Genomic DNA, 25,243 nt, shown 5'->3' on the forward strand with positions numbered 1-25,243 from the left:
TCCCAGCGCAGCCCGTCTACCCACACGGCCGGCGCGCAGCCGTTGCTGTGCCCGTCGCCGTAGTCCCACGACGTCGCCTGGCCGGGGTTCTCGGGATTGCTGGGCGACGGGCTGCTGGAGCCGCCCGCGCCGGGCAGGCCGCGGGTGGTGTCGGCCGCGGCGGGGCGGCGGCCCAGCGACATGCCGCGGTTGGTGAGCTCCGGGCGCCCGCTCAGCCGCACCGTGCCCTGCGCCACCTCCATGCCCGGCACGTGCCGGAAGATGTCGAGCGTGCGGCCGGGGCGGATGCGCTCGATGTCCGCGCGCGTGAGGATGGTGCCCGAGCCGTGGCCGCGCACCCGCTCCTGGAAGCCGCTGCGCGCGGCCTGCGCCTGCACGGGATCGAGCCGGAACGGCTGGACGCTGTCGCCGGCCGAGGCCGAGGGCGCGGGGTCGGACTCGATGTGCAGCGACCGCGTCTCGCCCGCGGCCAGTGCGATGGGCGGCGAATCGACCGGGTCGTAGCCGGTGCGCTGCGCCCGCAGCACGTACGACCCCGCGCCGGGCGCCTGGAGGAAGAAGCGCCCCTCCGCGTCCGACACTGCGCGGCCCAGCACCGTGCCCTGCGCGTCGAGCAGCAGGAGCGTGGTGCCCGCCACCGGCCTGCCGTCGGGGTCCGCCAGGGCGCCGCGGATGGTCTGCGCCTTCAGCGGCGCCGCGGCCAGCAGCCCCACCATCAGCAGCAGCGCGGGCAGGCGGAGCGGGCGAGCGAGCATGGTGCCTCCGGAGTTTCGGGAGATGTGCAGCCAGGTAGATGCACTGCCGGCGCCGACGCACGAAGAACAACGCCCGGCCCGCACGCCTTCTGACCCGCCCCTGCCCTCTCGGATGCGACGCCGTTCGAGCGCATCGCATCCACCTCAACGGCCGGGCGCGCTCCGCACCAGCACGTGCCCCGCTGGATGCGCGGCTTGTCATCGACCCGAACTACGTCCGCGACCAGGACGAAACCGCATCCCCATCGACCGACCGACGCCGTTCATCTACCGCGCCACGCATCTACCGCACGTGCTGTTGGACCGTCCAACGCGGAGTCGGGATTCGTGATGCGATGTCGGCCATCCCCCGCTATTGCGGTCGGGTAGATGCGCCTTGACGCGAGCTACTTGGCGGACGGGTCCGCCTGCATCATGCCGAAGAGCGTGCCTTCGGGGTCGACGCAGTACGCCAGCCAGCCCACGCCGGGCACGGCCATCTTGGGAAGTGCGACCGTGCCGCCGGCGCTCGTGACCTTCTCCACGAACTCGTCTACCGAGGGCACGTCGATGGTGTTGACGGTGCCGGCGGGGCCCGGGTTCCGCCGCGTCATCCCGCCGTCGATGCCCGGCGTTCCCGTCTCCCCCGTCTTGATCAGCCAGTAGTCCTGCGGCCCCTCCCACTTCTGGACGGACCACCCGAACACGCCGGAGTAGAACGATGCGAGGCGCTCGGGATCGTCGGCGCTGATCTCGAAGTGCACGGGACGCGGCATGAGAAGCCTCCTGGCAGGCGGTGGATGGCGGTCGCGCAAGGTCGCTCGATGCACCCGAAGATTGCCGCCCACCGCTCTCCCGACAAGCAAACGTGTGGAGGCGCGACCATCGCGCCACCACCGGCAAACAACCACTCGATGGGAAGCTTTCCGCGCCGGAACGCCTCGCCCGGGCGCGTGAACGCGCGGGCTACAACGGCGCGAAGCCGCTCCGCGGCTGCTCCCGCATCGTCATCCCGATACCGGCGCGGTCGGGCAAGGCGACTCGCTGGCGGGCAGCGAGCATTCTCCCCAAACGACGATCGCCCGTCCTCCCCACGTGTGGGAAGGACGGGCGAGGTCTGCGAGCCGGGTAGCGATCAGGTCTTCGCGGGCGCCGCGGCTGGGGCCGCTCCTCCGGCGACCGCCTTGGGCGTGCGACCGCCCAGGTGGTTGCGGCCCAGGTGCGACTCCATGCTCTGCGGGTACGTGACCGTGCGCGGATCGCCGTCGGACACGTAGCGCGAGCCTGGGTTGCGGTCGTAGGCCGCGAGCTGCGCGTCGAGCGCGCCGGGCGCCGCGATCACGCGGTTCACCGAGTGCGGGTCGTAGCGCGCGTCGAACGGCGACTCGTTGGGCCCGCCGGACACCTCCAGCACCGTCTGCTGCGTGTACGTCTTGCCGTTGCGGTAGGTGCCGTGCCAGGCGAGCTGCCGGTTCTTGGGCCACAGCCCCAGCGGCAGCGCGAACGTCACGATCTTGTAGTCCGCCGGCAGGTAGTGCGAGATGGAGTCGATGCCGCTGCCGATCTGGTCCTGCACGAACGCGTCCGGGTACTGGCTGAGCTTGGCATGCCACATGGTGTGGTTGCAGATCTCGTGGCCCTGGCTCAGCACGTAGTCCACCTTGCGCTTGATCTCGGCCTCGCGCTGCGCCTTGGGCACCTCCTTGCTCTTCTTCTCGCCCCAGAAGTTGGACGGGTGCTCGGCGCCGGGCAGCACGCAGAAGGTGCCGCCGCCGCTCCACGCCGGGTTGCGCTGCTTGAACGCCGTCCACATCCCCACCATGGTGTTGGGGTCGATCTGGCCGTTGGGCAGGTAGTAGAACTGGCCCAGCGACGAGTCGTCGAACACGAACACCACCGGCGTGGTGCCGGCGGGCAGGTTGATGTCGCCGTCGGCCACCTGGCGCATGGTCACGGGCCGGTAGCCCTTCTGGTACAGCGTCTCCAGGTCGTGCTGGAAGTGGGCGCGCGAGCGGTACCACTCGCCCTCCTTGTCGCCCAGGCGGTGGTACTCCAGCACCATGATGGTGCCCAACTCGTTGGGAGGCAGGTTCGACGTGGGCCCCACCGGCCCGGTGGGCGCGGTCTGCGAGGCGCCGGCGTTGGCGGCCTGCGCGGCGCCGCTGTCCGCCGTGCCGCCAGTGGTCGCGCCGCCGTTCGCCGCCACCTGGCCGTTGGCGGCCGCGCCGCCGTTGTCCTTGCCGCCGCACGCGGCGAGCGCGAGCGCGAAGGCCGCCGCTAGGGCGGCCGTGGTCTTGTGTTGCATGAAGGTCCGCATGGCTCTCGGGAACTTGGCGTGCGCACGGGCGGGGCCAAGCCGGCCCCGCGCATCGGCGCCCGCCGGGTGCAAGGAATGTGCTACCGCAAGGCCGATGCGCCGCGCCGTCACTCTTCTGCCGCCGCGCCCTCTTCCCCCTCCTCCGCGGCCTCTTCCAGCAGGCGCGGCAGCAGCGTCTCGGCCAGGGTCGCCAGGGTGCGCTGGTAGAGCACGCGGGAGCGGGACTCCGGCTCGCCCATGCGGTCCACGTACAGCTCCACGCTGCGCGCGGGGTCCGCATCGGCCTCCAGCAGGTCCACGAAGGCCAGCGCGTGCTCCATGTGCATGCGCATCAGCGCCTCTTCGGCGCGGGCGGCGGCCAGCTCCATCCACAGCTCCTCCTCGGCGCTGCGGCGGCGGGCGCGCTGGATGTAGCGCACGGCCCCCACGGGCGTGACGTAGCGCCAGTTGAACCCGCGCCCGCGGGGCCGATCGCGCGCCAGGTCGCCGGTGGGCGCGCTCTCGCTGAGCAGGCGCAGCGCGCGCGTCTGCACCAGCCCGGCCTCCTCGCCGTCGAGCGCCATGATCTCCAGGTAGCGCTCGATGGCCTCGTCGAAGGGCATGCGCGGCGCCAGGATCGCCACCAGGTCCAGGGCCTGCGCGGCGTGGGTCTCGGTGCGGGCCTCGCGGGCGGCGGCGACCGCCAGGTCCAGGCGGCGGCGAAGCTCGGCGGGAAGGCGCTGGTGCCAGATGGTGGTGGGGGCCGCCATGGGGGCTGCTCCGTGGGCGAAGGTGTTGCGGCGGGCGCGATTGCCGCCGGGTGCTCTGCGTGGTACTGTTGGGTCCGCGCGCGAAGCGTGCCGCCGCGCGCGGCACGGGCGCACAAGATGCCGAACGCGCCCGCGGCGGACAACTCCCGCGCGGGCCTACGCCGAACACGGGCAGGGACGAAAGATGGCACTCTCGCGGAGTTCCTCGTGGAAGGAGCACCGGCTGGCGGACAGGCTGGACGTGGACGGCGCCGAGTACAGCGTGGACCTCGTCGCGCGCAAGGCGACGGGCGTGGATGGGTGGAAGGTGACCGTCGTCTTCCTCCCGCGTGGCGACGGCGGCGAGGTGAAGGCCGAGCTGCCCAACGCCGCCTCCACCGCCGAGGTGCGGCGCCTGGTCACGGAGCTGGAGGGCGCCGAGGACCGCCTGCGCGATCTCTTCCGCCAGGGCGCCGGGGCCTGAGCGCGGCTGCCGCGGACGGACCGCATCTCCCGGCCGGCCCGCCCGCCGATCCCGCGGCGGCGGGCGGGACCGGGCCGGGCGGCGGGCTGCTGTGGTGGGTCGAGGGCGAGTGGGTGGAGAACCTGCTCCCCTCGCTGCTGGCACCGGGGCTGCGCCTTCTCTTCGTCGGCTTCAACCCGAGCGTGCGGGCGGCGCGGCTGGGGCACTACTACGCCGGCCGCAACAACCAGTTCTGGGCGCTGCTCGGTGCGTCGGGCATCACGCCGCGCCGCCTGGCGTACACGGAAGACCGTCTCGTCTCCACCCTCGGCATCGGCATCACGGACCTGGTCCCGCGCCCCACGCGCGCGGCGGCGGACGTGTCCGAGGCGGAGTACCGCGCAGGCGCCGCGCGCCTTCGCGAGCGGCTGGCGGAGCTTCGGCCGGCGGTCGTCCCGTACAACGGGAAGGGCGTCTATCTGCGCGCCGCACGCGTGGCGACCGCGCCGTGGGGCCTCCAGCCGGGGCGGATCGTGCCCGGCGTGGCGGACTTCGTGGTCCCCAGTCCCAGCGGCCTCGCCCGCCTGCCCTTCGCCGAGAAAGCCGCATGGTTCACCGAGCTCCGCCAGCTCGCCGACCACCTCGCCGGCCCGCCGCCCCCGGACGCCTGGGCCGCAATCGCGAGCGACGTTCGGTAGATGCAAGCGAGGCGGAAGCTTCAAAGCCTCCGCCCCGCCCCCCTCTCCCGGCAGCAGCCCGCGCAGGCGGGCTTCGCGCCGTTGTAGCCCCGGGCTTCAGCCCCAGGGCGATGCCGAGGTGATCGATGGACCCGTCGCCGGTCGATGCGGTTCGACGGAACGTCGGCGGATGCGCGGCGGTGTATGCAATTGAAGATGCGAAAGGGAGGATCGTGGTGACGGAGCTTCGGGAGATGCTGGAGGCGCGGGGCGCGGTGTTCACCGACGTGGCGGGCGCCGAGGTGCCGCGCCACTTCGGTGACGGCAGCGCGGAGTACCGCGCCGTGCGCGAGGTGGCCGGCGTGGCGCTCCGCGGCGACCGCGCGCTCGTGCGCATGTGGGGGCGCGACCCGGTGAAGATGGTCCAGGGGCTGGTGACGAACGACCTCGCCGGCGCGCCGGCGGGCCAGGGCGTCTACGCGGCCATGCTCACGCCCAAGGGCCGCACCATCGCGGAGATGCGCATCTTCCGGCGCGAGCTCGCCACGGGCGTCGAGGTCCTCATCGACCTGCCGCGCGAGGCGCTGGAAGGCACGCGCGACCATCTCAAGAAGTTCGTCCCGCCCATGTTCGCCCGCTGGGCGGACGCGTCGCAGGAGATGGGCGTCGTCGGCGTCTACGGACCCCGCGCACGCGAGGTGACGGGCCGCGCGCTAGGCCGGGAGATGGACGAGCTCGGGGAAGACGCCTTCGTGGAGGCGACGTTCGACGGCGAGCCGGTGATGGTGGCCGGCACTCGCGCCGTCGGCGGCGAGGAGGGCTACGAAGTCTTCGCGTCCGCCGCGCTGCCGGCGGTGTGGAGGGCGATGGCAGATGCCTCGACGGACGTAGGAGGAAGGCCCGTGGGATTCGGCGCGCTGGAGACGCTGCGCATCGAGGCAGGACGCCCGCGCTACGGCAGCGACATCACGGACGAGACGATCCCCACCGAAGCGTACGAATCCACCGGCCTGCTCAACCGCGCCATCTCGTTCACCAAGGGCTGCTACACGGGGCAGGAAGTCATCATCCGCATCGCGCACCGCGGGCACGTGAACCGCCACCTCCGCGGCCTGCTGCTGGGCGACGGACCGGCTCCAGCGGCGCGTTCGCCCCTGCATCACCCGGAAACGGGCAAGGACGTGGGCCGCATCACCAGCGTCGCGTTCTCGCCGCTGCTGGGGCAGACGGTCGCGCTCGGCTACGTGCGCCGCGAGGTGGAGCCCGGCGCCACCGTCCGCGTCGGCGCGCCGGACGGGCCGCCCGCGACGGTCGCGCATCTCCCGTTCACCGCGGAAACCGGCGATGCTTGACGCAAACCGTTCCGCGCTCAAGGAGTGGGCGGCCGTGGAGCGCGCCCTGGCCGACGGGCGCACGGCGCTGCTGATCCGCAAGGGCGGGATCCATGAGAAGCGCGGGGGTTTCGAGGTGGAGCACCGCGAGTTCTGGCTCTTCCCCACGGGTTTCCACCAGAACGCGGACGAGTTGGCGGACGACTTCCGCGGCCTGGCCGGGCTGCCCGTGCCGCCCTCGCGCGACGAGGTGCGGCTGGGCGTGTACGCGGTTGTGGAAGAGGCCTTCCGCGTGGAGAGCCTGGACGCGCTGGAGCGGCTGAAGGGCCTGCACCCGCTGGCGCCGGAGACCATCCGCTCGCGCTTCGCGTATCGGAACAAGCCGTATCTGCATGCGCTGGTGCTGCGCGCGCACGTGCTTCCCGAGCCGCACGTCGTCCCCAACACGCTCGATTACGAGGGCTGCATAAGCTGGGTGCAGATGGACGCCGAGCTGCCCACCGCCACCGCCCGGCCCGCCATGCTCGACGCGGAGTTCGCACGCACGCGCGCCCAGATCCTGGACCGTCTCGGCACCGAGGGAGTCGTCCGCATCTGAGCCGGACGGGCTGCATCGATCCACGGCAACAACGACTGCGGACTCACGCGGAGCCGCGGAGAGCGCGGAGAACGGCCGGAGCGTGCACTTCTCCGCGTCCTCCGCGCCTCCGCGTGAGACCTTTTTTCGGACGGTATGACGAAGCCCCGGGTGAGCGAATCACCCGGGGCTTCAGCGTTGTTCCATCCACCGAACCCGAGGTGCTGGGTTCAGCGGAGCAGGCGGCCCAGCCAGTCGCGGACGGTGCCCGTGCGGTCGCGGTACACGTTGCCGTTCGTGAGGCGGTTGCCGTACCGGTCGCGCCAGACGCCGTGGCTGTCGCGGTACGCCCGGTCCGTGCGATAACCGCAGTTGGCCGCCGTGTTGTGCGGGTTGCCGCGGCCCTGGCACCAGCCCGGAGGCGCGTTGCGCGTCGTGGTCGCGGCGCGCCTGGTGCTGGTGCGGTGCACCATCTGGGACGAGTGCGTCTCGGTGCGGGCCCGCGTGACCGTGCGGGCGGGGGCGGTGCGCACCACCGTCTGCTGCGGATGGTCCTTGTCGTGGCCGTTGCCGTGCCCGCCGCCGTTGCCGTGGCCCTTCTGCGCCGCCACGGGCGAGGCGGAAACCGCGATGGCCAGCGCGAACGCGGCCGAGATCTTCGTCATCGAGAGCTTCATCGTCACATCTCCGTGCAAGGGGACTACCGAACCGACGCCGTCCACCAACGCAAGGCCGATGCCCCGCAAGCACTTAGGCGCGAATTCCCCAATCGGACGCAGGGGAAACGGGCGTCGCGCGGACCGATTCTCCAGCACCGGCGATCCTCGAATCGTCTCGCGATCAGGACACATCCGATCGTGCGTTCAGGACGGTCCGCGATTCGGCCCGAGTCGTCGCCCCCACGAGAAAACCCTCTGCCTCCATGAAGAGCGTCAGCCAGACGGAGCGAACGCGCAGGGCCTTACACCGCGGCGGCCGCTCCCGCGTGCATCTCCGCGGCGATGCGGATGGTGGCGACGTGGATGTCCACGGTGTCGGCGGTGTCGCGGGCGTAGCCGCCGGCCATGGTGATCGCGACAGGGATCCCCGCGTCGCGGCAGAGGCCCAGCACCAGCCGGTCGCGTTCCGCCAGCCCCTCCTTGCTCATCGCCAGGCGCCCGAAGCGGTCCTCGCGCCACGGGTCCGCACCCGCGAGGTAGACCACGAGGTCCGGGCGGAAATCCGCCAGCACGTGCGGCACGTGCAGCTCCAGCGCGGCCAGGAAGGCGTCGTCACCGGCGCGGTCGGGCAGCTCCACGTCCAGCGTGCTGCGCTCCTTGCGGAACGGGTAGTTGCGCGCGCCGTGGATGGAGAAGGAGAAGACGGAGGGGTCGGCCGCGAACACCGCCGCCGTGCCGTTGCCCTGGTGGACGTCGCAATCCACGATCGCCGCCCGCCCGATGCGCCCCTCGCACTGGAGCACGCGCACGGCCACGGCCGCGTCGTTGAACACGCAGAAGCCCTCGCCGTGGTCCGCGTACGCGTGATGCGTGCCGCCCGCCAGGTTCACCGCCGCGCCCCAACGGCCGCCGTCTCGCTCGTCCAGCGCCACGCGCGAGGCGGCGATCGTCGCGCCCACCGAGCGGCGCGAGCGCTCCACCATCTCAGGGCTCCACGGAAAGCCGATGCGCCGCTGCTCCAGCGGCTGGAGCGTCCCGCCGCGCACGTTCGCCAGGTACTCGGCTCCGTGCACCAGCCCCAGCTCATCCCAATCCGCCGCCGGGGGCTCGTCCATCTCCTCCGGCCGCAGCACGCCCTCCGCCAGGCAGCGCTCGCGGACGCGCGCGTACTTGTCCATCGGGAAGCGGTGCCCATCCGGGAGCGGCAGGACGAACCTATCCGTGTAGAAGGCGCGCACCGCGGCTACGCCCCGTCCCGCTCGCTCAGGCTCGCACCCTCGCCCGCAAACGGGAAAGGGTTGGGCGTCGAAGACATCGCTGCGATTGGAGACGTTCCGGCCGGGGGAGAATCCGATCGGCAGACCGTTGATGCACGGCAGACGGAAGATGCGAGGCGAGCGGGGGATGCGGACGCGGTCACGGGATGCCGGCGACCTTGTGCGTCTGCACGGAGAGGCGCCACGGCGGCCCCAGCTCCATCACGGCGCGGATGGCTTCGTCGTAGTTGGGGCCGCCGCGCTCCGGCAGGTCCACCGGCTGGAGGAAGTAGTTCGCGAACCGCGTCCCCTCGGCGATGCGGCGCACGGCATCCACGGTGGGCGTGATACCGGGGGCGAAGGCGCCGCTGTAGAGCAGCTTCATCTCGTCCCCCTCCTTCTGCGCGAACTCTGCCTGCTTGGGGGAGACGGTGAGCCAGTCCACCAGCGAGCGGTCCACGGGCCGCGAGCCGTTGCTCTCCATGGAGATGCGGTAGCCGCGCGCCCGCAGCGCGTCGGACAGCGGACGGTCGAACTGGAGGCTGGGCTCGCCGCCCGTCGCTACCAGCAGCAGCCCCGGCACCTCCGCCCCGAACCCCTCGATCGCCGTCTGCCGCACGAGGTCCAGTGTGCCTTCCAGGTCCGGCGTGACGCTGGCCTTCACCCAGTCGGTGTCGCACCAGGGGCAAATGTCGTAGCCCAGGTTGCACCCCGCGAAGCGCAGGAACACCGACGGCGTCCCCGCCTGCGCACCCTCGCCCTGCAGGGTGGCGAAGACCTCCTTGATCGCGTACCGCTTGCCCGTCTTCTCCACGCTTCCCAAGCCTCTGAAAGATCCGCACTTCCGTCATCCCGACGCGGGAAGATAACACCCCGCCCGCCCCTCGCTCCACCCTGCGACGAGTCGTGCATCGTCCGTATCACGAGCAACACAGTTCGGGCCAGCGCGCATGCCGGGAAGCCCCTCGTGGGACACGGCTGTCCCAAGCTGTCCCCACCGGGCCCCATTAGCGCAAACACCGCGGCTGTCAACCCGAGGACAAAGCGTTACGCCACAATCCTTTGCGTTTGGGCCTGCCCCTGGCCCCCGCCTTGCCTTACCGCGTACCCGAGTCGGGCTCGCGCATGCGGGCCATGACTACTTCGCTGGGGGGACAGCGACGCAGGAACTCCGCGACATCCTCTAGTTCCGCAGCACAGACCCGCACCGCCGCCCGCAGCAAAACACCCGCCCGACCCCTTCGACGCTGCCCACCCCCCGAATGGGACCGAAGCCTCCCCGGCTTCGGTCCCTCGTTCGTTGTGGGAACCGGCCACTCTCCGAACTCTCTCGGAGACCTTTGTTTACGTCGGCCGACACTCCTTGTCTCCCGAGGCGTTCCGGAAATGCTCTCTGCCTCCGCAAGCGGAAAGGGTTGGGATTTCCTGCGCCCCCGGGGTCCGCCGGCGTGCACGGAAGGCAGGCACCGGGTCAGTCCTCTTCGGGAGACTTTGCGCTGTGGTTGCCGCGGCTTCAAGCGCCCAAGCACCTGGGACACGAACGTCCCTTCGCGAAGAGCGACGCTGCCGAGGTGGGACTTCCCAAGGCCGGCGGAGCACAGTCGGCGATGCTCGCCTCAAGCGTATCGCATCCCCCGCCTGTCTCTCTCCCCGAACGCCGCCGGGGGTACGCCGGTTCGCGTCGTCGCCCGTGCATCTCCCCGAAGCCGTTGCGGGATCGGAGCTACGCCGAGGACGCGCGAACACCCTACGTCTCGCGAAATCACAGGGGATGATGCGCATCTGCCGATGCCGGCCCGCAGCAGTTTTCGGTGGATGGAGAGCATAGATCAGCATCCGCCTGCATGATCGATGACGGCGGTTCGCGGAGGCGGCGCGAGGACGGAACAACGGCGAGGACGTGCGGTACTTGACTCGCCGGTAGAGTTCTTTACTCGCGAGTTTTAGGATGACCCTGAAAGAACGGCAGTGGCAGCTTCGCGAGGACGCGATCCTGGACGCTGCGTACGAGATCATCGCCCAGCGCGGCACCGCCGACGTCGGCATGGACGACGTGGCGGGCCGCGCGGGTGTTTCCAAGCCCACGCTCTACCAGCACTTCGCAGGCAAGGACGAGCTGATCGTGAGCGTGAGCATGCGGCTCATGGCGCAGAGCGAGGCCGCGCTGGCCGCGAGAGAGCCCGGCACGCCCGCTCTGCGCCACCTGGCCCGCACGCTCCAGGAGAGCGTGGCCCGCCGCGCCGGCCTGTGGTCCGCCCGCGTGGCGATCCCGCGCGAGATGGCGGAGGCGAACGCGCAGTACCGTGCGCAGCGCACGCGCGTGCAGGCCGAGCTGGCCCGCCTGGTGGACGAGGCGAAGGCCGAGGGCGACGTGGACCCGCGCTTTCCCACGCCGGTGGTGGTGCGCATGCTGTCGCGCCTGTTCCGCGGCGACTACGAGGACCTGCTGGCGGACGGCACGGTGTCGCCGGAGGAGCTGGGATCGGTGCTGATCGGGATCGCCTTCGGGGGGCTGCGGCCGCGCCTGGAGGCCGAGGACGGCTGGCTGGACATGGACGACGCGCAGCGGGGGCTTCCCGCCGCGCCGCAACGTGCAAGGACCGCGTAGATGATGGTACGGACCCAACGCTCTTCCCCGCGCCTGGCGTGCATCGCCTGCGCGCTGCTGGCCGCCCTGCTGGGCCTCGCGATCGCGCGTCCCGTGCTGGCGCAGACGAGCCCCGGCGCGGGCTCGACCCCGCAGGCCACCGCCGCGGCTGAGCAGCGCAGTCCCCTCAGCCTGGCCGACGTGGTGGCGCTGGCGCTCCAGAACAACCCGCAGACGCGGGTGGCGTTCGCGACGGCGCGCGCCGCGGCGGCGGAGTACGGCTCCGCGCGGGGCCGCCTCTTCCCCACCATCAACGCCAGCGCCCCCATCTCCCGAACGCACGGCGTGTCCGGCGGCACGGGCACCACGTCCGGCACTGGGACGGGCACCGGGACCGACACGACGGGCACCGGTGGCACGGGTGCGCGCGCCGGCGGCAGCGGCGACCGGACGACGTTCACGCCCGGCCTCACGCTCTCGTACCTGCTCTTCGACTTCGGCGGGCGCAGCGGCACCATCGATGCTGCCCGTCAGGCCGCCGCCGCCGCGTCGCTCCAGGGCGACGTGACCACGCAGTCGGTGGTGCTCCAGGCGGAGAGCGCCTTCTTCTCGTACAACGCCGCCCGCGACCTCGCGGAAGCCGAGCGCGCCAACGTGGGCATGGCGGCCGAGGCGCGCGACGCGACGGTGGCGCGCTTCCGCGCCGGGCTGGCGACGGTGGCCGACACGCTCCAGGCCAGCACCGCGCTGGCCCGCTCGCAACTCGACCTGCTCACCGCACAGGGCCAGGTGCAGACGGCGCGCGGCAACCTTGCCGCCGCCATGGGCACCAGCGCCGACGTGCCGTTCCAGGTGGAGGCCACGGGCGCCACGTCTGCCGTCGCCATCGTAGGTGCCGGTGTGGACAGCCTGATGGCGCGCGCCGTCCGCGAGCGGCCGGACCTGGCCGCGGCCCGCGCGCAGGCCGCCGGGGCCGAGGCGCAGGTGCGCGTGGCGCGCTCGGCGCTGCTGCCGTCGCTCACGGTGAGCAGCAACGCGGGGCACACCTTCTCGGACCAGCCCAACTCCAGCGGCAACACCTACGGGGTGTCGCTGGGCGTGCAGGTGCCCGTCTTCTCCGGCCGCTCGCGCCAGTACGACGTGCGCGCCGCCCGCGCGGAGCTGGACGCGGCGCAGGCGCGGGTGGACGTGGCGCGGGTGAACGTTGCGAACCAGGTCTTCACGTCGTACGCGGGGCTCCAGGTGGCCGGCGGGCGCGTCCGAGTCTCGCAGGAGCTGCTCGCCAGCGCGGTGCTCTCCGAGCAGGTGGCGCGCGGCCGGTACGCGGAGGGGGTGGGCAGCTTCCTGGACCTCCTCACCGCGCAGCAGGCCCTGGCCGACGCCCGCGCCCAGGCGGCGCAGGCACGCTGGCAGTGGCAGACCGCCCTGGCGCAGCTGGCCCACGACGTGGGCACGCTGGACACGGCCGGCGCCACCGGCCTCCCCCTCAACACCGGCAACCCGACCGTTCCCGAGGTGATTCGATGAAGCTCTCCCGCCTGCCGCTCGTGTCCGCCACGCTGGTGCTCGCCCTGGCGGCGGGGTGCTCCAAGCCCCCGCAGCGGCCCAAGGAGAAGGTGCCGGTGACGGTAGCGCCGGCCACGGTGCAGTCGGTGCCGTACACCATCACGGCCAACGGGACGGTGGAGCCGCTGCAGAGCGTGGCCGTGCAGCCGCAGGTGAGCGGCCCCATCGTGGAGGTGCTGTTCCACGAGGGCGACGAGGTGCGCGAGGGCCAGGTCCTCTTCCGCCTCGACCCTCGCCCCTTCCAGGCGGAGCTGGCGAAGGCGCAGGCGGACCTCACCCGCGACCGCGTGCTGGCCGCCAACGCCGCGCGCGAGGCCGAGCGCTACGGCTCCCTCGTCGCAAAGGGATACGTGACGCAGAGCCAGGCCGACCAGCTGCGCAGCGCGGCGGCGGCCCAGCAGGCCGTGCTCGCGGGCGACGCGGCGGCGGTGCAGGCGGCGCAGCTCAACCTGAACTACGCCACCATCCGTGCCCCCATCAGCGGCCGCACGGGCGGGCTGCTGGTGAAGCCCGGCAACGTGGTGCGCGCGCCCAACCCCACGCCGCTGGTGGAGATCAACCAGATCGAGCCGGTGCTGGTGCGCTTCACGGTGCCCGGCCGCACGCTGGCCGACCTCCAGCGCGCGGTACGCCCCGGCGCGGGCCTCACCGTGACTGCCATGCCCACCGCGGCCGACAGCACCGGGGCGCACGTCGCGCAGATGGGCAGGCTCGACTTCCTGGACAACGCGGTGGACACGACCACGGGCAGCATCGCCCTCAAGGCGCGCTTCCCCAACACGTCGCGCGTGCTGTGGCCGGGACAGTTCCTGACGGTGACGATGGACCTCTTCCGGCAGGACAACGCGCTCACGGTGCCCGCCGCGGCGGTGCAGACCGGGCAGGACGGCAGCTACGTGTTCGTGATCGACGAGCAGAACAAGGCGAAGATGACGCCCATCACCGTGAGCCGCACCGCGGGCGAGGTGGCGGTGGTGGCGAGCGGGCTGGCGCCGGGCATGCGCGTGGTGACCGACGGGCAGTCGCGCCTCACGCCCGGGGCGCAGGTGGTGATCAAGGGCCCCGGCGGTGGCGCCGGCCGGCCCGGCGGGACCCCAGCGGGAGCGTAGACGAGCATGAACTTCACGGAGCTCTTCATCCGGCGGCCGGTGATGACCACGCTGGCCACCGTGGCGCTGCTGATCTTCGGCATCGCCGCGTACCGGAAGCTGCCGGTGAGCGACCTGCCCAACGTGGACTTCCCCACCATCACGGTGAGCGCGAACCTGCCGGGCGCCAGCCCGCAGACCATGGCCAGCTCGGTCGCCACGCCGCTCGAGAAGCAGTTCTCGACCATCGCGGGCATAACCGACATGTCTTCGAGCAGCTCGCTGGGCAGCACGAGCATCACGCTCCAGTTCGCGCTGGACCGCGACATCGACGCGGCCGCGCAGGACGTGCAGGCCGCCATCTCGGCCACGCTGCGCAGCCTGCCGCAGGGCATCATCCCGCCCAGCTTCCGCAAGTCGAACCCGGCCAGCTCGCCCATCCTCTACGTGTCGCTCACGTCGAAGACGATCCCGCTCAGCGAGCTGGACGAGTACGGCGAGACCATGATGGGGCAGCGCATCTCCACCGTGCCCGGCGTGGCGCAGGTGAGCGTGTTCGGCGCGCAGAAGTACGCGGTGCGCATCCAGCTGGACCCGGCGGCGCTGGCCAGCCGCGGCATCGGGACCGACGAGGTGTCGCAGGCCATCTCCAGCAGCAACGTGAACCAGCCCACCGGCGTGCTGTGGGGCCGCAGCAAGGCCTACACGCTCCAGGCCAGCGGCCAGCTCACCGACGCCGACCAGTTCCGGCAGATGACCATCGCCTACCGCAACGGGGCCGCGGTGCGCCTGGGCGACGTGGCGAACGTGCTGGACGGGGTGGAGAACACCCGCGTGGCGGCCTGGCTGCGCGACCAGCGCTCGGTCACGCTCGCCATCCAGCGCCAGCCCGGCACCAACACGGTGGAGGTGGCGAACGCGGTGAAGAAGATGCTGCCGCAACTGGAAGACCAGCTGCCGGCCGGCGTGGAGCTGAAGATCGTGTACGACCGCTCGCAGAGCATCGGCGAGTCGGTGCGCGACGTGAAGTTCACGCTGCTGCTCACGCTGGCGCTGGTGATCATGGTGATCTTCCTCTTCCTGCGCTCGCTCTCCGCCACGGTGATCCCCAGCCTGGCGCTGCCCATGTCGATGGCGGGCACCTTCGCCGCCATGTGGGCGCTGGGCTACAGCCTGGACAACCTGTCGCTGATGGCGATCACGCTGGCCGTGGGCTTCGTGGTCGACGACGCCATCGTGATGCTGGAGAACATCGTACGGCACCTGGAGATGGGGAAGCCTCCGCTCCAGGCGTCGCTCGACGGGGCCAAGGAGGTGGGCTTCACCATCCTCTCCATGACCATCTCGCTCACCGCGGTGTTCATCCCCCTGCTCTTCATGGGCGGGGTGATCGGCATGCTCTTCCGCGAGTTCGCGGTGACCATCGCCGTCTCCATCCTGGTGTCGGGCGTGGTGTCGCTCACGCTCACGCCCATGCTGTGCAGCCGCTTCCTCAAGGCCGAGTCGGCCCCGCAGCACCACGCGCCGGGCGAGGCACCCAAGGGCCGCGGCCCGCTGGCGTGGTTCGAGCGCGGGTACGACGCCACGCTCGCCGCCTACGAGCGCACGCTCAAGGCCGCCATGCGGCGGCGGCGCGTGACCATCGTCGCCTCGCTGCTCCTGCTGGTGGGCACCGTGGTGCTCTTCCGCATCGTCCCAAAGGGCTTCATCGACGCCGACGACACGGGGCAGATCACCGGCTCGACCGAGGCGGCGCAGGGCACCTCGTTCGAGGCGATGGTGCAGCACCAGCGCGAGGCCGCGGCCATCGTGGCCAAGGACCCCAACATCGAGACCTTCATCTCGTCGGTGGGCCAGGGCGGCGGCTCGTCGGGCAGCAACCAGGGGCGCTTCGTGATCCGCCTCAAGGAGCGCGGCAAGCGCCTGCCGGCCGACGACGTGATCAAGGAGCTGAACCGCAAGCTGTCGGGCATCCCCGGCCTGCGCGTCTTCCTCCAGAACCCGCCGGCCATCAACATCGGCGGGCGGCAGAGCAAGAGCCTCTACCAGTTCACGCTCCAGAGCTCGGACCTGGCGTCGCTGTACCGCTACGGCAACCTGCTGGAGCGCGAGATGCGCGGCGACGCGAACCTCCAGGACGTGACCAGCGACCTGCAGGTCAGCAACCCGCAGGTGCAGGTGGAGATCGACCGCGACCGGGCGGCGGCGCTGGGGGTGACGGCGCAGGCGGTGGAGAGCGCGCTGTACGACGCGTACGGCTCGCGGCAGGTGTCCACCATCTTCACGCCCACCAACCAGTACTTCGTGATCATGGAGCTGCTGCCGCAGTTCCAGAGCAACCCGGACGCGCTGAACCTGCTGTACGTGCGCTCCAAGTCCAGCAACGCGCTGGTGCCGCTCTCGTCTGTGACCAAGGTGACCAACAGCGTGGGGCCGCTCTCGGTCACGCACTCGGGCCAGGTGCCGTCGGTCACCATCTCGTTCAACCTCCGCCCCGGCGTCTCGCTCAGTCAGGGCACCGAGGCGGTGCAGAGCCTGGCGGACAAGACGCTGCCGGGGACCATCGTCACGCAGTTCTCGGGCACGGCGCAGGCGTTCCAGGACTCGCAACAGGGCCTGCTCCTGCTGCTGGGCCTCGCCATCTTCGTGATCTACGTGGTGCTGGGCATCCTGTACGAGAGCTTCATCCACCCGCTCACCATCCTCTCCGGCCTGCCGTCTGCCGCGTTCGGGGCGCTGCTGGCGCTGCTGGTGTTCCGGCTGGAGCTGAGCGTGTACGGCTTCGTGGGCCTGGTGCTGCTGATCGGCCTGGTGAAGAAGAACGCGATCATGATGATCGACTTCGCCGTGGCGGCCGAGCGCGACCGCGGCATGCGCCCGGCCGACGCCATCTTCGAGGCCTGCATCGTCCGTTTCCGCCCCATCATGATGACCACCGCGGCGGCGGTGATGGGCACGCTGCCCATCGCGCTGGGCATCGGCGCGGGGGCGGCGTCGCGGCGGCCGCTGGGCGTGGCGGTGGTGGGCGGCCTGGCGATCTCGCAGGTCATCACGCTGTACATCACCCCGGTGGTGTACACGTACTTCGACTCGCTCCAGGACTGGCTCTCGCGGCGGCGCCTGGCGCGCTCGGTCCCCAACGAGCCCAACAAGCCGCCCCGGGAGATCGCCCCCGCGCGGCCGCCGGTGACGGCGGCGCCGTGAAGGCGGGCTGATCGAAGGAATTCGGTAGATGCGAAGAGGGCCGTGAGCGTGATGCTCGCGGCCCTTTTCGTTGCTGCGATCGACGATTCCAAAGCTCGTCGGAGGCGGTTTCGTGGCGGGGAGAGGCCCCCTCCCGCGGCCCCTCCCCCAAAACTGCCTGGGGGAGGGGAGACCAAAGTGTGACGCAGGTGGGGTGGGCAGAGCATCTTCTCCGCGAAGGCGGATCAGCGGCGGTCGTACTGGAGGTAGGCGTAGAGCTCGCTGCGGTGAGGGTTGGCGTCGAGCCACGCCTTCACCTCGCGGATGCGGGCGAGGTTCTCGGCGCCGACCTGCCGTTCGAACTGGGCTTCTGCGAGGGCGCGGCGCTCCTCGTCGCGCACGTCGCGCTGCCAGTCGTCGAAGAAGATGAGGTGCAGGTCGTCGTTGAGGCCGCGGGCGCGCAGGGCCGCCCACTCGTCGCGGTCCAGCCAGACGCCGTCGCAGTTGCGGCAGTGGTCGATCCGGAACGGCACGCCGTGCCCCACGCGGTACGTGGCCATGAAGTGGCGGCAGTCCGGGCACACCTTCATGCCCGGCGCGTCGTGCACCTCCACGGTGCCAGGCGTCTCCTCGCCCTCCTCCGTGGGCGCGGCGGCGGCTCCGTGCTCGGCGCGCCATCGCCAATAGTCCGCCGCGCGGATCCACTCGCCGCCACAGTCCGGGCAGCGGCGCGCGGTCAGCATGGGCTCGATCATCTCCTCCACCAGCTCGGGATGCGACGCGCACACGGGACAGTTCATCGGCTGCTCCTCTCCGTTTCGGTAGATGTGCGGCGGGCCTCGGCAGCCTAACCGCGCACGGGTCGATGCTGGTTCAGGTTGCGGACGCCGGCGAGCCGTCCGCCGACTCCGGCTCGCCGGCCGGCGCGTTGACCCAGGCGAGGTAGCGCTCGGCGGAGCGGAGGACGCCGTCGCGGCCGGCGGAGCGGATGGAGCGGCCCCAGAACGCGCCGTGTACGGTCTCGAATTGGTACGCGCTCACAGATTCGGCGATGCGCTGCACCTCCGCGGCCGCGAGGGGGATGTGGTTCGGGTAGGAGCGCATGAAGCCGACGGTGCGCCCGTCCGGGTTCACCTGGAGCACGTCGCCGGAGAGCAGCGTGCCGCGCCCGCCGGAGCCGCCCGCCCAGTGCAGCACCGTGCCGCCCGCGAAGTGGCCGCCCAAACGTACGAGCGTGAGCCCCGGCGCCAGCTCCATCGCGTCGCCTTCCCAGAAGTGGATCGCCGGGTCCGGCCGCATCACGTGCCGCCGGTCCGCTGCGTGTAGGTACACGGCGATGCCGCCCAGCGCCCGGCTCCACTGCACGCAGGTCGTGTAGTAGTGCGGATGCGAGATGGCGATCGCCGACGGAGTCCCCAGCCCGCGCACGATCTCCACCGTCGCGTCGTCCACCAGCGCGATGCAGTCCCACAGCACCGTCGCGCCCTCGCCGCGCACCAGGAACGCCCGCTGCCCGATGGCGAAGTCCGGCACGGTCCCGATCGCCATCAGCCCATCTTCCTCCAAGCGGAAGCTGTTGCGGTGCTTCGCGCGAAGCTCGTCCAGCGTGGTCCACTGCTGCACGCCGCCCGGCACGTACTGCCGCTCGTCCTCGCAGATCGGGCATGCCTCCGGCTTCCCATCCGTCTCCGCGAACTGCGTCCCGCAAGCCGTGCAGATGTAGTTGGTCATTGCATTCGGGTGGTAACCCCGCGGCTCCGGCTGCTCAACCTTTTCGTGACAAACGGTGAGTTATCACATCAAACGAAGCTAGTTTCACGTCATCCGACGTGGAATATGGCAGTTTGCTTTCGCGCCGGTAACCACCGTCTATTTCGCTGATGATGGCAGCCCACGTGCTTAGCGTCCTAAATACCACCACCCGGTATCCGTCCGCCTCAATCCATTCACTACCTCTGTCTGAGATCTTCCAACGCCGGTCCAACCAAAGAGTTCGTTTCTTTGCACGTCTCACCATTGCATTATCACGAGCCCGGGCTTGCTCAAGGTCGTTTTCCATGTGTCCGGCACAGACACATCCAACAGCCAACTCCGCTGGATAGTGGGGATGGGCCATATGATGCACATAACGAATCGGCTGCGATTCACACATCCCACAGATATCCGTAGGGGTGAGCCGATCCTCAATCCGTACGCACGTCCAGCCTTCGTGCGGAATATCAGGGCGCGACCACTTTCCACGACCCTGTGCGACAGCTCTGGATTCAGATGCCCCAGCCATGATCGTAGTTTTCGATGGAGGACAGATGCGCTTCGAGTGGAACACCTGGCCCTACGGAATCCACCGCGACACGATGTAGATCAGCAGCCCGGCCAGCCCGCCCACCAGCGTGCCGTTGATGCGGATGAACTGCAGGTCCTTGCCGATCTGGAGCTCGATCTTGCGCGTGGTGTCTTCCGGGTCCCAGGCGGCGACCGTGGTGGCGATCAGGTCCGCGATCTCGTGGCGGTACTCCTCCACCACGTACAGCACGGCGGACTCGACCCAGCCGTCAATCTTGGCGATCAGCTCCTCGTCGGTCTGGAGCGACACGCCGAAGCTCGTCACGCCGTGCTCTATGCGGCGGCGGAACTCGCTGTCCGGGTCGCTGCTGTGCCGCATGAGCCACGCCTTCATGTCCGCCCACAACGACGACGAGTAGGCGCGCACGGCCGGGTGCCGCAGCAGCTCCTCCTTCACGTGCTCGCCCTTGGCGATCATGGCGGGCGAGCTCTTCAGCTTGGTGACGAACTCCTCCACCGCCTCGTTGAAGCGCTCGCGCAGCGGGTGCGCCGGGTCCTCGCGCACCTCCACCAGCGTGTGCTCCACGCCCCGCACGATCTTCTCGTAGATCTTGTCGTCCACCGGCGTGGGGATCCACCACGGCGTCTCCTGGCCGATCTTCTCCCGCAGCGCGTCGCCGTTCTCGTCGAGCAGCCGCGCGACCAGCTTGAGCGCGCTGTCGAACAGCTCCTGGTGGCGGTTCCCGGACGTGACCAGCCCCAGCACGTTGCCCATGAGCGGCGCCACCTGCGTGCTGCGGACGCGCGAGACGATGCTCTGCTCGATCAGCTCCTGCACCTCCTCGTCGCGCAGCACCTGCACCACGCCGGTGACGGCGGCGGTGGCGTGCTTGGCCACCGTGGGCGCGTGCGCCGGATCCGCCAGCCAGTCCGCAGCCTTCCGCCCCACGTCCACCGAGCGCAGCTTCTGGGTGATGACGGGGCGCGACAGGAAGTTGTTCTGCACGAAGTTCCCCAGGCTGCGCCCGATCCGCTCCTTGCGGTTGGGGATGATGGCGGTGTGGGGGATCTTGATGCCCGCTGGGTAGCGGAAGAGCGCCGTGACGGCGAACCAGTCCGCCAGGCCGCCCACCATGGCCGCCTCGGCGGTGGCGCGCACGTAGCCCAGCCACGGGTAGCGGTGCTCCAGCACACGCGCCACGACGTAGATCACCGCCGCGACGCCCAGCAGGGCCGCCGCGCGGAACTTCATGGTATCTAGCTGCTGCCGCTTCAGGTCCTCGTCCGCGAGCGGCTGAAGCGCCACCGGGCTGGTCTGCATCTACGCCTCGTGGTTGGGCCCGCACTCCGTCTCGTGGAGCGCCATGCTGCGGCCTGCGGTGGAGGATGCGTGCCACCGCGCCGCGGGCCACTACTTTTCGATCGATCCGAAAGATTCGCTCGCGCCGTCCGTCTGCCCGTGAACCGCGGCTTTCTCGTAGCGGTCGAGCGTCCGCGGCGGCGGGCCGGTCCAGAGCGCGGGCCGGGTTCCAAGCTCTCGCCGGCCGATTCGCCGGGGCGGGACAGATCGTGGCCGCGCCGGGCGTTATCTCGGACCGCGTCGGACCTTCACCCATTCGGGAGGTCGGGATGCCCGAACGATACCTCGGCCGCCTCACCGCACCGCTCCCGGGGCGCAGCCAGATGGTGAGGAGCGCGGCCGGGCTGGGCTTGGCCGTCTGGTGCGCCGTGGCCGTCACCTCCGGCTGGCGCGCGATCTTCCAGGTCCGCAGCGTGGAGCTGAGCGCGACCGGCCGAGAGCTGAAGCCCGGCTCGGCCGTCCGCGCGCGGATCGTCACGTCCGGCAGGGCGTTCGCGCACCTTGAAGTGGCGCTGGTGCAGGGCGCGCACCGCGAGCTGCTGGCTTCGCGCCTGGTGCCCCACAACGCAGATCCGCCGGGGGATCCGCGTCCCCAGCACCTCTCGCTAGAGGTCGTCCTCGCGCCGGAGGTGCTGGCGCGGTTGCAGCCCGGGCCCGCAAAGCTCCGCGCCGTCGGCATCGGAAGCTCGCAGTGGTTTCGCGTGCCGCCGCCCACAGTGCGCGAGCTTCGGGTCGAGATCGCCGCGAGCCCGAGGAGGCCGCTCAGTGATAGGTGATCGAGCGACGCTCTCGCCCCGATCAATGAGTCGACTTCACAGCAACACGCCGGTGGTGTCCGCTACGACGATGCAACCTGCATCTTCATCCCAGCGCCAGCGTGCCTCGCCGCCATCGAGGTGCACACCGCCCAGCCAGCGATCGATGCCGTTGAGGCGCACGTTGTCCTCGCGGCCGTCCAGCACTGCCCGGCCCACATCCGTCAACACGAGCGAGCGGGCGAGAAAGTCCACGTGCGGCTCGTCGGAACGCGGCGCCGTCACCGTCTCGCCGCCAACGAACGTGACGAGCGGATGCGGCGCGGCGCTCAACCCTTCCAGATAGCCGAAGAAGCTCGCGTCCCCGAGGAACTGCGCCTCCTCGCGCGCCTGGGAGCGCACGAACGCAGCGCGCACGGCTACGCCACCCGGCGCGACCGCCTCCAGCGCCTGCCGCTCGGACCGCGAGAGGCCGCCGCGTACGGATGGGAACTGCTGGAGGTGCCGCCGCAGCGCCGCGCCCAGGTGCCGTAGCGCGGAGGTGTCCGCGTCCGCAAGCGCCTGCAACGCGTTCGGGGCGGGCGCACGGAACGCCTCCCACACCTCGCGCGCCAGCCGAAGCTGCTCCGCGGAGGCGGCCCGCCGGCCGCGGAAGAGCGCCGCCAGCACCTCGCCCGGCGCGGGGCCGAGATAGTCGTCCGCCTGCACGAGACTCAGGCGTGCGCCGTCGCTCGGCCAGTCGGCCAGGCGGTCGAGCACCTGGATGAGCTGGAGCTGGTCGTACAGGTCGTGCTCGAACCAGAGCACCACCTCGTCTTCGGCATGCGATGAGGCGAGGGTTGCATCGCGGCGCGTGAAGCTGTCCAGCACGGAGGCTCGGTCCGCCCAGCCACGGCCGGCGATGTACGAGGCGCGCACGGCGGCCAGCTCGCCGCCCGAAATACCGGCGGGCACGGGGCCGTCGTGCAGCACGTCGTTCCACGCCAGGACCTTGCCGGGCAGCCCCAGCGCGCGGATGCCCTCCGCCGCGCACTCGCCGTTCGTCATGTGCAGCATCGTCCCCCCGTCGAAGCCGAAGTGCGTCCCCCGCCCCGCATCTCCCGCACGGGCCGAACCTTCCACGATTGGCCGCGAGGCTGGTCATCCGCTCCCCGCATCTCACGTGTTTGCCCGACCCGCCGGACATCGACGGTCACACCGCCGAGTGCGATCCACCGACGTCTTCCGCATCCGATGATGAGAAGAAGTCGGCTGAGGGTTCTCCAGCCGAGCTACAGCGGCTTGTCGCCGGGTTCCAGCCAGCCGGGGCGGCGGCGAAGCGCGGCGGCGAACGGCACGTCGCGGCCGGTGAGGAAGACCACCGTCTGGTCCGCCTGCGTGACGATTAGGTACTTGTTGAACCCAGCGGCCTCGGGCGTCAGGCCGCGCTTCTTCATCTCGCCCAGCACGGCGTTCACGTCGTCGAACCCGTTTCCGGGCCGCGTGAAGATGTGGAATGGGCCGTCGCTCATCCATCCCTCCAGTTGTCGTGTGTCTGCACGTCGTAAACTCAGCGCGCCGCGGCCGGGCGCGGCACTCGGACGATGCGCATCTCGACACCTTCGCCATTGTCCGACCACCGCACCATCGCGCCCGTGCGCCGGTCCACCCAGAAGGTGCCCGTCCGGCTGCCCTCCTGCGTCTCCACACGCCACACTGGGATGCGCGCGCCGGCCTCCTGCACCTCCTCGGCCGCGACCACACGCAGGTTCGCCCACTCCAAGCCGCGTACCGGGCCGAACAGCCGCACACTGGCCGCGTACCCCGGCGCCAGCGGCAGCGCACGCAGCACGAGGTCCATCTCGTTGGTGTACAGCGCGCCGCCCACCGTCTCGCTCACGTCGGTGTGCTTGCCCTCGGTGTCCACGCCGCCGGTGACGCACCCGCCCGCGAACCGCAGGTCGGGCTGCACGCTCCCGCCCCAGCCGTGCACGACGCGCGGGGCCAGGTCCGCGCGCGCCAACACGAACGAGTCGGTCTCCTCCACCTCGTTCGGCATGGTGGTCAGCTCGGTGCGCACGATCACGGGCTCGCCCGCCAGCGTGGCGAAGCGGGTGCGGACGTTCAGCGCCGCCACCGTCTGCGCCCGCCCGTCCTTCACCAGCACGATCGTGAACGAATCGTCGCCCGCCGCGATCCGGTCCGTCCGCAGCGCCGACGGAGGGAGCACGGAGTATCGCGGCGCCTCGTTCTCCGCGGGCGGCTTGCAGGAGGAGAGCGCGGCAAGGGCGGCCAAGACGAGCGCGGAGCAGAGACGGCGGGGCATGGGCTGGCGGCGCGGGGGACGGGAGATGCGGACGCGGGAGCCGCATTCTATCCGCCGCGCCCACCCGGCTCAAGGCCCCGCACGGGTCACGGGAGATGCGCCTCTCCCGCCCACCGCGCTTGCGGCCTTCCCTGCGGCCGGAGACCTTGTCCGTGGATGGGTGACGGACGGCGGTGCGGACCGGGAGATCGGAGGCGCGGATGGAGGATGGACGCGAGGCGGAGCGGGCGCGGATCGTGTCCGCCACGGCGGAGTTCGTGCGGGGCCGCATGGAGGGCGAGGGCAGCGGGCACGACTGGTGGCACGTACACCGCGTGCGGACGATGGCGTTGCGCCTGGCCCGCGAGGAAGGCGCGGACCCGTATGTCGTGGACCTGGCCGCGCTGCTGCACGACGTGGCCGACCACAAGTTCCACGGCGGCGACGAGACGGCGGGCCCACGCGTCGCCGGCGAGTGGCTGGAGTCGCAGGGCGCCGGCGCGGAGACGGTGGAGCACGTCCGCGCCATCATCGCCGGGCTCAGCTTCAAGGGCGCCGGCGTGCCCACGCCCATGCCAACGCCGGAGGGCCGCGTGGTGCAGGACGCCGACCGGCTGGACGCCATCGGGGCGACCGGCATCGCGCGCGCGTTCGCCTACGGCGGCAGCCGCGGACGCCCCATGCACGATCCCGCCGCGACGCCGGAGATGCACGACAGCTTCGAGAGGTACAAGGCCGGCGGCGGGCCCACGACCAGCCACTTCCACGAGAAGCTGCTCCTGCTGCGCGACCGCATGAACACCGCCTCGGCGCGCCGCATCGCCGCGGGGCGCCACCGGTTCATGGAAGCGTTCCTGGAGCGCTTCCACCAGGAGTGGGACGGGGCCGACGTGCCCGGCGAGGAGGATTAGGCGGATGGAGAGAATCGAGCTCGGCGAGGGGGTGCACTACCTGCGCGCCGCCGTCAACTCGGGGCTGGTGGAGACGGAGAACGGCCTGCTGGTGGTAGACACCGGGCTGGACCGGGGCGCCGCGAACCGCATCGCCCGCGCGGCCGAGGAGATGGGGCGGCCCATCGTGGCGATCCTCAACACCCACGCGCACGCGGATCACCACGGCGGAAACGCCCAGCTCGTGCGCAAGCTGGGCGTGCCGGTGTACGCGCCGGCGGTGGAGGAAGCCGTCATACGCAACCCGGGCTACGAGCCCATCTACCTCTTCGGCGGCGCGGAGCCGGTGGCGGCGCTGCGCAACCGCTTCCTCCAGGCCGAGCCCTCGCCCGTGGACCACGTCGTCCACCCGGGCGAGACGGTGGCGATCGACGGCCGGGAGATGGAGATCGTGGACCTGGCCGGCCACAGCATCGCGCAGATCGGCGTCCGCACCGGCGGCGTC

24 protein-coding genes are annotated in these 25,243 nt (G+C 71.1%); 11 read left to right on the top strand and 13 right to left on the bottom strand.

Annotated elements, in window-relative coordinates:
- From VFE05_10900 to VFE05_10915, 4 genes are all read right to left on the bottom strand, one after another.
- The coding region (locus tag VFE05_10900) for a carboxypeptidase-like regulatory domain-containing protein (GenBank protein ID HET6230566.1) at positions 1-755 on the bottom strand (755 nt) is incomplete at its 3' end.
- A 386-nt stretch (positions 756-1,141) separates the two neighbouring features.
- Positions 1,142-1,510, bottom strand: a complete 369-nt coding sequence (locus tag VFE05_10905; protein ID HET6230567.1) for a VOC family protein — start codon at positions 1,508-1,510, stop codon at positions 1,142-1,144.
- 359 nt (positions 1,511-1,869) lie between these two features.
- On the bottom strand, positions 1,870-3,039 hold the full coding sequence (locus tag VFE05_10910; protein ID HET6230568.1) for a polysaccharide deacetylase family protein: 1,170 nt from the start codon (positions 3,037-3,039) through the stop codon (positions 1,870-1,872).
- 119 nt (positions 3,040-3,158) lie between these two features.
- Positions 3,159-3,800: a hypothetical protein gene (locus VFE05_10915; protein ID HET6230569.1), complete on the bottom strand. Its 642-nt coding sequence runs from the start codon at positions 3,798-3,800 to the stop codon at positions 3,159-3,161.
- A 184-nt stretch (positions 3,801-3,984) separates the two neighbouring features.
- Here VFE05_10915 and VFE05_10920 point away from each other — a divergent pair, with 184 nt between their 5' ends.
- The 4 genes from VFE05_10920 (at position 3,985) to VFE05_10935 (ending at position 6,848) form a co-directional block, all read left to right on the top strand.
- Positions 3,985-4,263, top strand: a complete 279-nt coding sequence (locus VFE05_10920) for a hypothetical protein (protein ID HET6230570.1) — start codon at positions 3,985-3,987, stop codon at positions 4,261-4,263.
- Positions 4,264-4,376: 113 nt separating this feature from the next.
- Positions 4,377-4,940, top strand: a complete 564-nt coding sequence (locus VFE05_10925; GenBank protein HET6230571.1) for a mismatch-specific DNA-glycosylase — start codon at positions 4,377-4,379, stop codon at positions 4,938-4,940.
- 215 nt (positions 4,941-5,155) lie between these two features.
- A complete protein-coding gene (locus VFE05_10930; GenBank protein ID HET6230572.1) occupies positions 5,156-6,271 on the top strand; it encodes a glycine cleavage T C-terminal barrel domain-containing protein in 1,116 nt (371 codons plus the stop codon).
- Positions 6,264-6,848: a DUF1802 family protein gene (locus tag VFE05_10935; GenBank protein ID HET6230573.1), complete on the top strand. Its 585-nt coding sequence runs from the start codon at positions 6,264-6,266 to the stop codon at positions 6,846-6,848. Before VFE05_10930 ends, VFE05_10935 begins: the two co-directional genes overlap by 8 nt.
- Positions 6,849-7,057: 209 nt before the next feature.
- Here the strand turns inward: VFE05_10935 and VFE05_10940 are convergent, their stop codons facing one another.
- The 3 genes from VFE05_10940 to VFE05_10950 all read right to left on the bottom strand — a co-directional run bounded on the left by VFE05_10940 (position 7,058) and on the right by VFE05_10950 (position 9,565).
- Positions 7,058-7,504, bottom strand: coding sequence for a hypothetical protein (locus VFE05_10940; GenBank protein ID HET6230574.1), 447 nt, complete (start codon positions 7,502-7,504; stop codon positions 7,058-7,060).
- 284 nt (positions 7,505-7,788) lie between these two features.
- Complete coding sequence (locus tag VFE05_10945; GenBank protein HET6230575.1) at positions 7,789-8,664, bottom strand: histone deacetylase; 876 nt, start codon at positions 8,662-8,664, stop codon at positions 7,789-7,791.
- 238 nt (positions 8,665-8,902) lie between these two features.
- Positions 8,903-9,565, bottom strand: a complete 663-nt coding sequence (locus VFE05_10950; protein HET6230576.1) for a hypothetical protein — start codon at positions 9,563-9,565, stop codon at positions 8,903-8,905.
- A gap of 1,125 nt (positions 9,566-10,690) precedes the next feature.
- On the opposite strand from VFE05_10950, the gene VFE05_10955 reads away from it, so the two are divergent.
- Genes VFE05_10955 through VFE05_10970 form a run of 4 tightly spaced genes read left to right on the top strand, consistent with a single transcriptional unit; the run spans position 10,691 to position 17,187 of the window.
- Positions 10,691-11,350, top strand: a complete 660-nt coding sequence (locus VFE05_10955; protein ID HET6230577.1) for a TetR/AcrR family transcriptional regulator — start codon at positions 10,691-10,693, stop codon at positions 11,348-11,350.
- Positions 11,351-12,856, top strand: coding sequence for a TolC family protein (locus VFE05_10960; protein HET6230578.1), 1,506 nt, complete (start codon positions 11,351-11,353; stop codon positions 12,854-12,856).
- Positions 12,853-14,004 carry an efflux RND transporter periplasmic adaptor subunit gene (locus VFE05_10965; GenBank protein HET6230579.1) on the top strand — a complete coding sequence of 384 codons (1,152 nt, stop codon included), beginning with the start codon at positions 12,853-12,855 and terminating at the stop codon, positions 14,002-14,004. The genes VFE05_10960 and VFE05_10965 overlap by 4 nt, the downstream gene beginning before the upstream one ends.
- Before the next feature lie 6 nt (positions 14,005-14,010).
- A complete protein-coding gene (locus VFE05_10970; protein ID HET6230580.1) occupies positions 14,011-17,187 on the top strand; it encodes an efflux RND transporter permease subunit in 3,177 nt (1,058 codons plus the stop codon).
- A 224-nt stretch (positions 17,188-17,411) separates the two neighbouring features.
- Here VFE05_10970 and VFE05_10975 read toward each other — a convergent pair whose 3' ends face one another.
- The 3 genes from VFE05_10975 to VFE05_10985 form a co-directional block, all read right to left on the bottom strand.
- Positions 17,412-17,966 carry a zf-TFIIB domain-containing protein gene (locus tag VFE05_10975; protein HET6230581.1) on the bottom strand — a complete coding sequence of 185 codons (555 nt, stop codon included), beginning with the start codon at positions 17,964-17,966 and terminating at the stop codon, positions 17,412-17,414.
- Positions 17,967-18,039: 73 nt separating this feature from the next.
- The gene (locus VFE05_10980; GenBank protein HET6230582.1) at positions 18,040-18,897 is read right to left on the bottom strand and encodes a hypothetical protein; all 858 of its coding nucleotides are present in this window, start codon (positions 18,895-18,897) and stop codon (positions 18,040-18,042) included.
- Positions 18,898-19,498: 601 nt separating this feature from the next.
- The gene (locus VFE05_10985; GenBank protein ID HET6230583.1) at positions 19,499-20,770 is read right to left on the bottom strand and encodes a DUF445 domain-containing protein; all 1,272 of its coding nucleotides are present in this window, start codon (positions 20,768-20,770) and stop codon (positions 19,499-19,501) included.
- A 308-nt stretch (positions 20,771-21,078) separates the two neighbouring features.
- Here VFE05_10985 and VFE05_10990 point away from each other — a divergent pair, with 308 nt between their 5' ends.
- A complete protein-coding gene (locus VFE05_10990; GenBank protein ID HET6230584.1) occupies positions 21,079-21,585 on the top strand; it encodes a hypothetical protein in 507 nt (168 codons plus the stop codon).
- Positions 21,586-21,621: 36 nt separating this feature from the next.
- On the opposite strand, the gene VFE05_10995 is transcribed toward VFE05_10990, so the two are convergent.
- The 3 genes from VFE05_10995 to VFE05_11005 all read right to left on the bottom strand — a co-directional run bounded on the left by VFE05_10995 (position 21,622) and on the right by VFE05_11005 (position 23,773).
- On the bottom strand, positions 21,622-22,686 hold the full coding sequence (locus VFE05_10995) for a DUF1835 domain-containing protein (protein HET6230585.1): 1,065 nt from the start codon (positions 22,684-22,686) through the stop codon (positions 21,622-21,624).
- Between the two features lie 149 nt (positions 22,687-22,835).
- On the bottom strand, positions 22,836-23,075 hold the full coding sequence (locus VFE05_11000; GenBank protein HET6230586.1) for a hypothetical protein: 240 nt from the start codon (positions 23,073-23,075) through the stop codon (positions 22,836-22,838).
- 38 nt (positions 23,076-23,113) lie between these two features.
- Positions 23,114-23,773 (bottom strand): hypothetical protein, encoded by a 660-nt coding sequence (locus tag VFE05_11005; GenBank protein ID HET6230587.1) that lies wholly within the window; start codon positions 23,771-23,773, stop codon positions 23,114-23,116.
- Positions 23,774-24,069: 296 nt separating this feature from the next.
- Between VFE05_11005 and VFE05_11010 the strand changes: the two genes are divergently transcribed.
- Positions 24,070-24,759, top strand: coding sequence for an HD domain-containing protein (locus VFE05_11010; protein HET6230588.1), 690 nt, complete (start codon positions 24,070-24,072; stop codon positions 24,757-24,759).
- 4 nt (positions 24,760-24,763) lie between these two features.
- A partial coding sequence (locus VFE05_11015; protein ID HET6230589.1) for an MBL fold metallo-hydrolase occupies positions 24,764-25,243 on the top strand: 480 nt, incomplete at its 3' end.

Source organism: Longimicrobiaceae bacterium (genome assembly GCA_035696245.1).
GTDB lineage: Bacteria > Gemmatimonadota > Gemmatimonadetes > Longimicrobiales > Longimicrobiaceae > DASRQW01.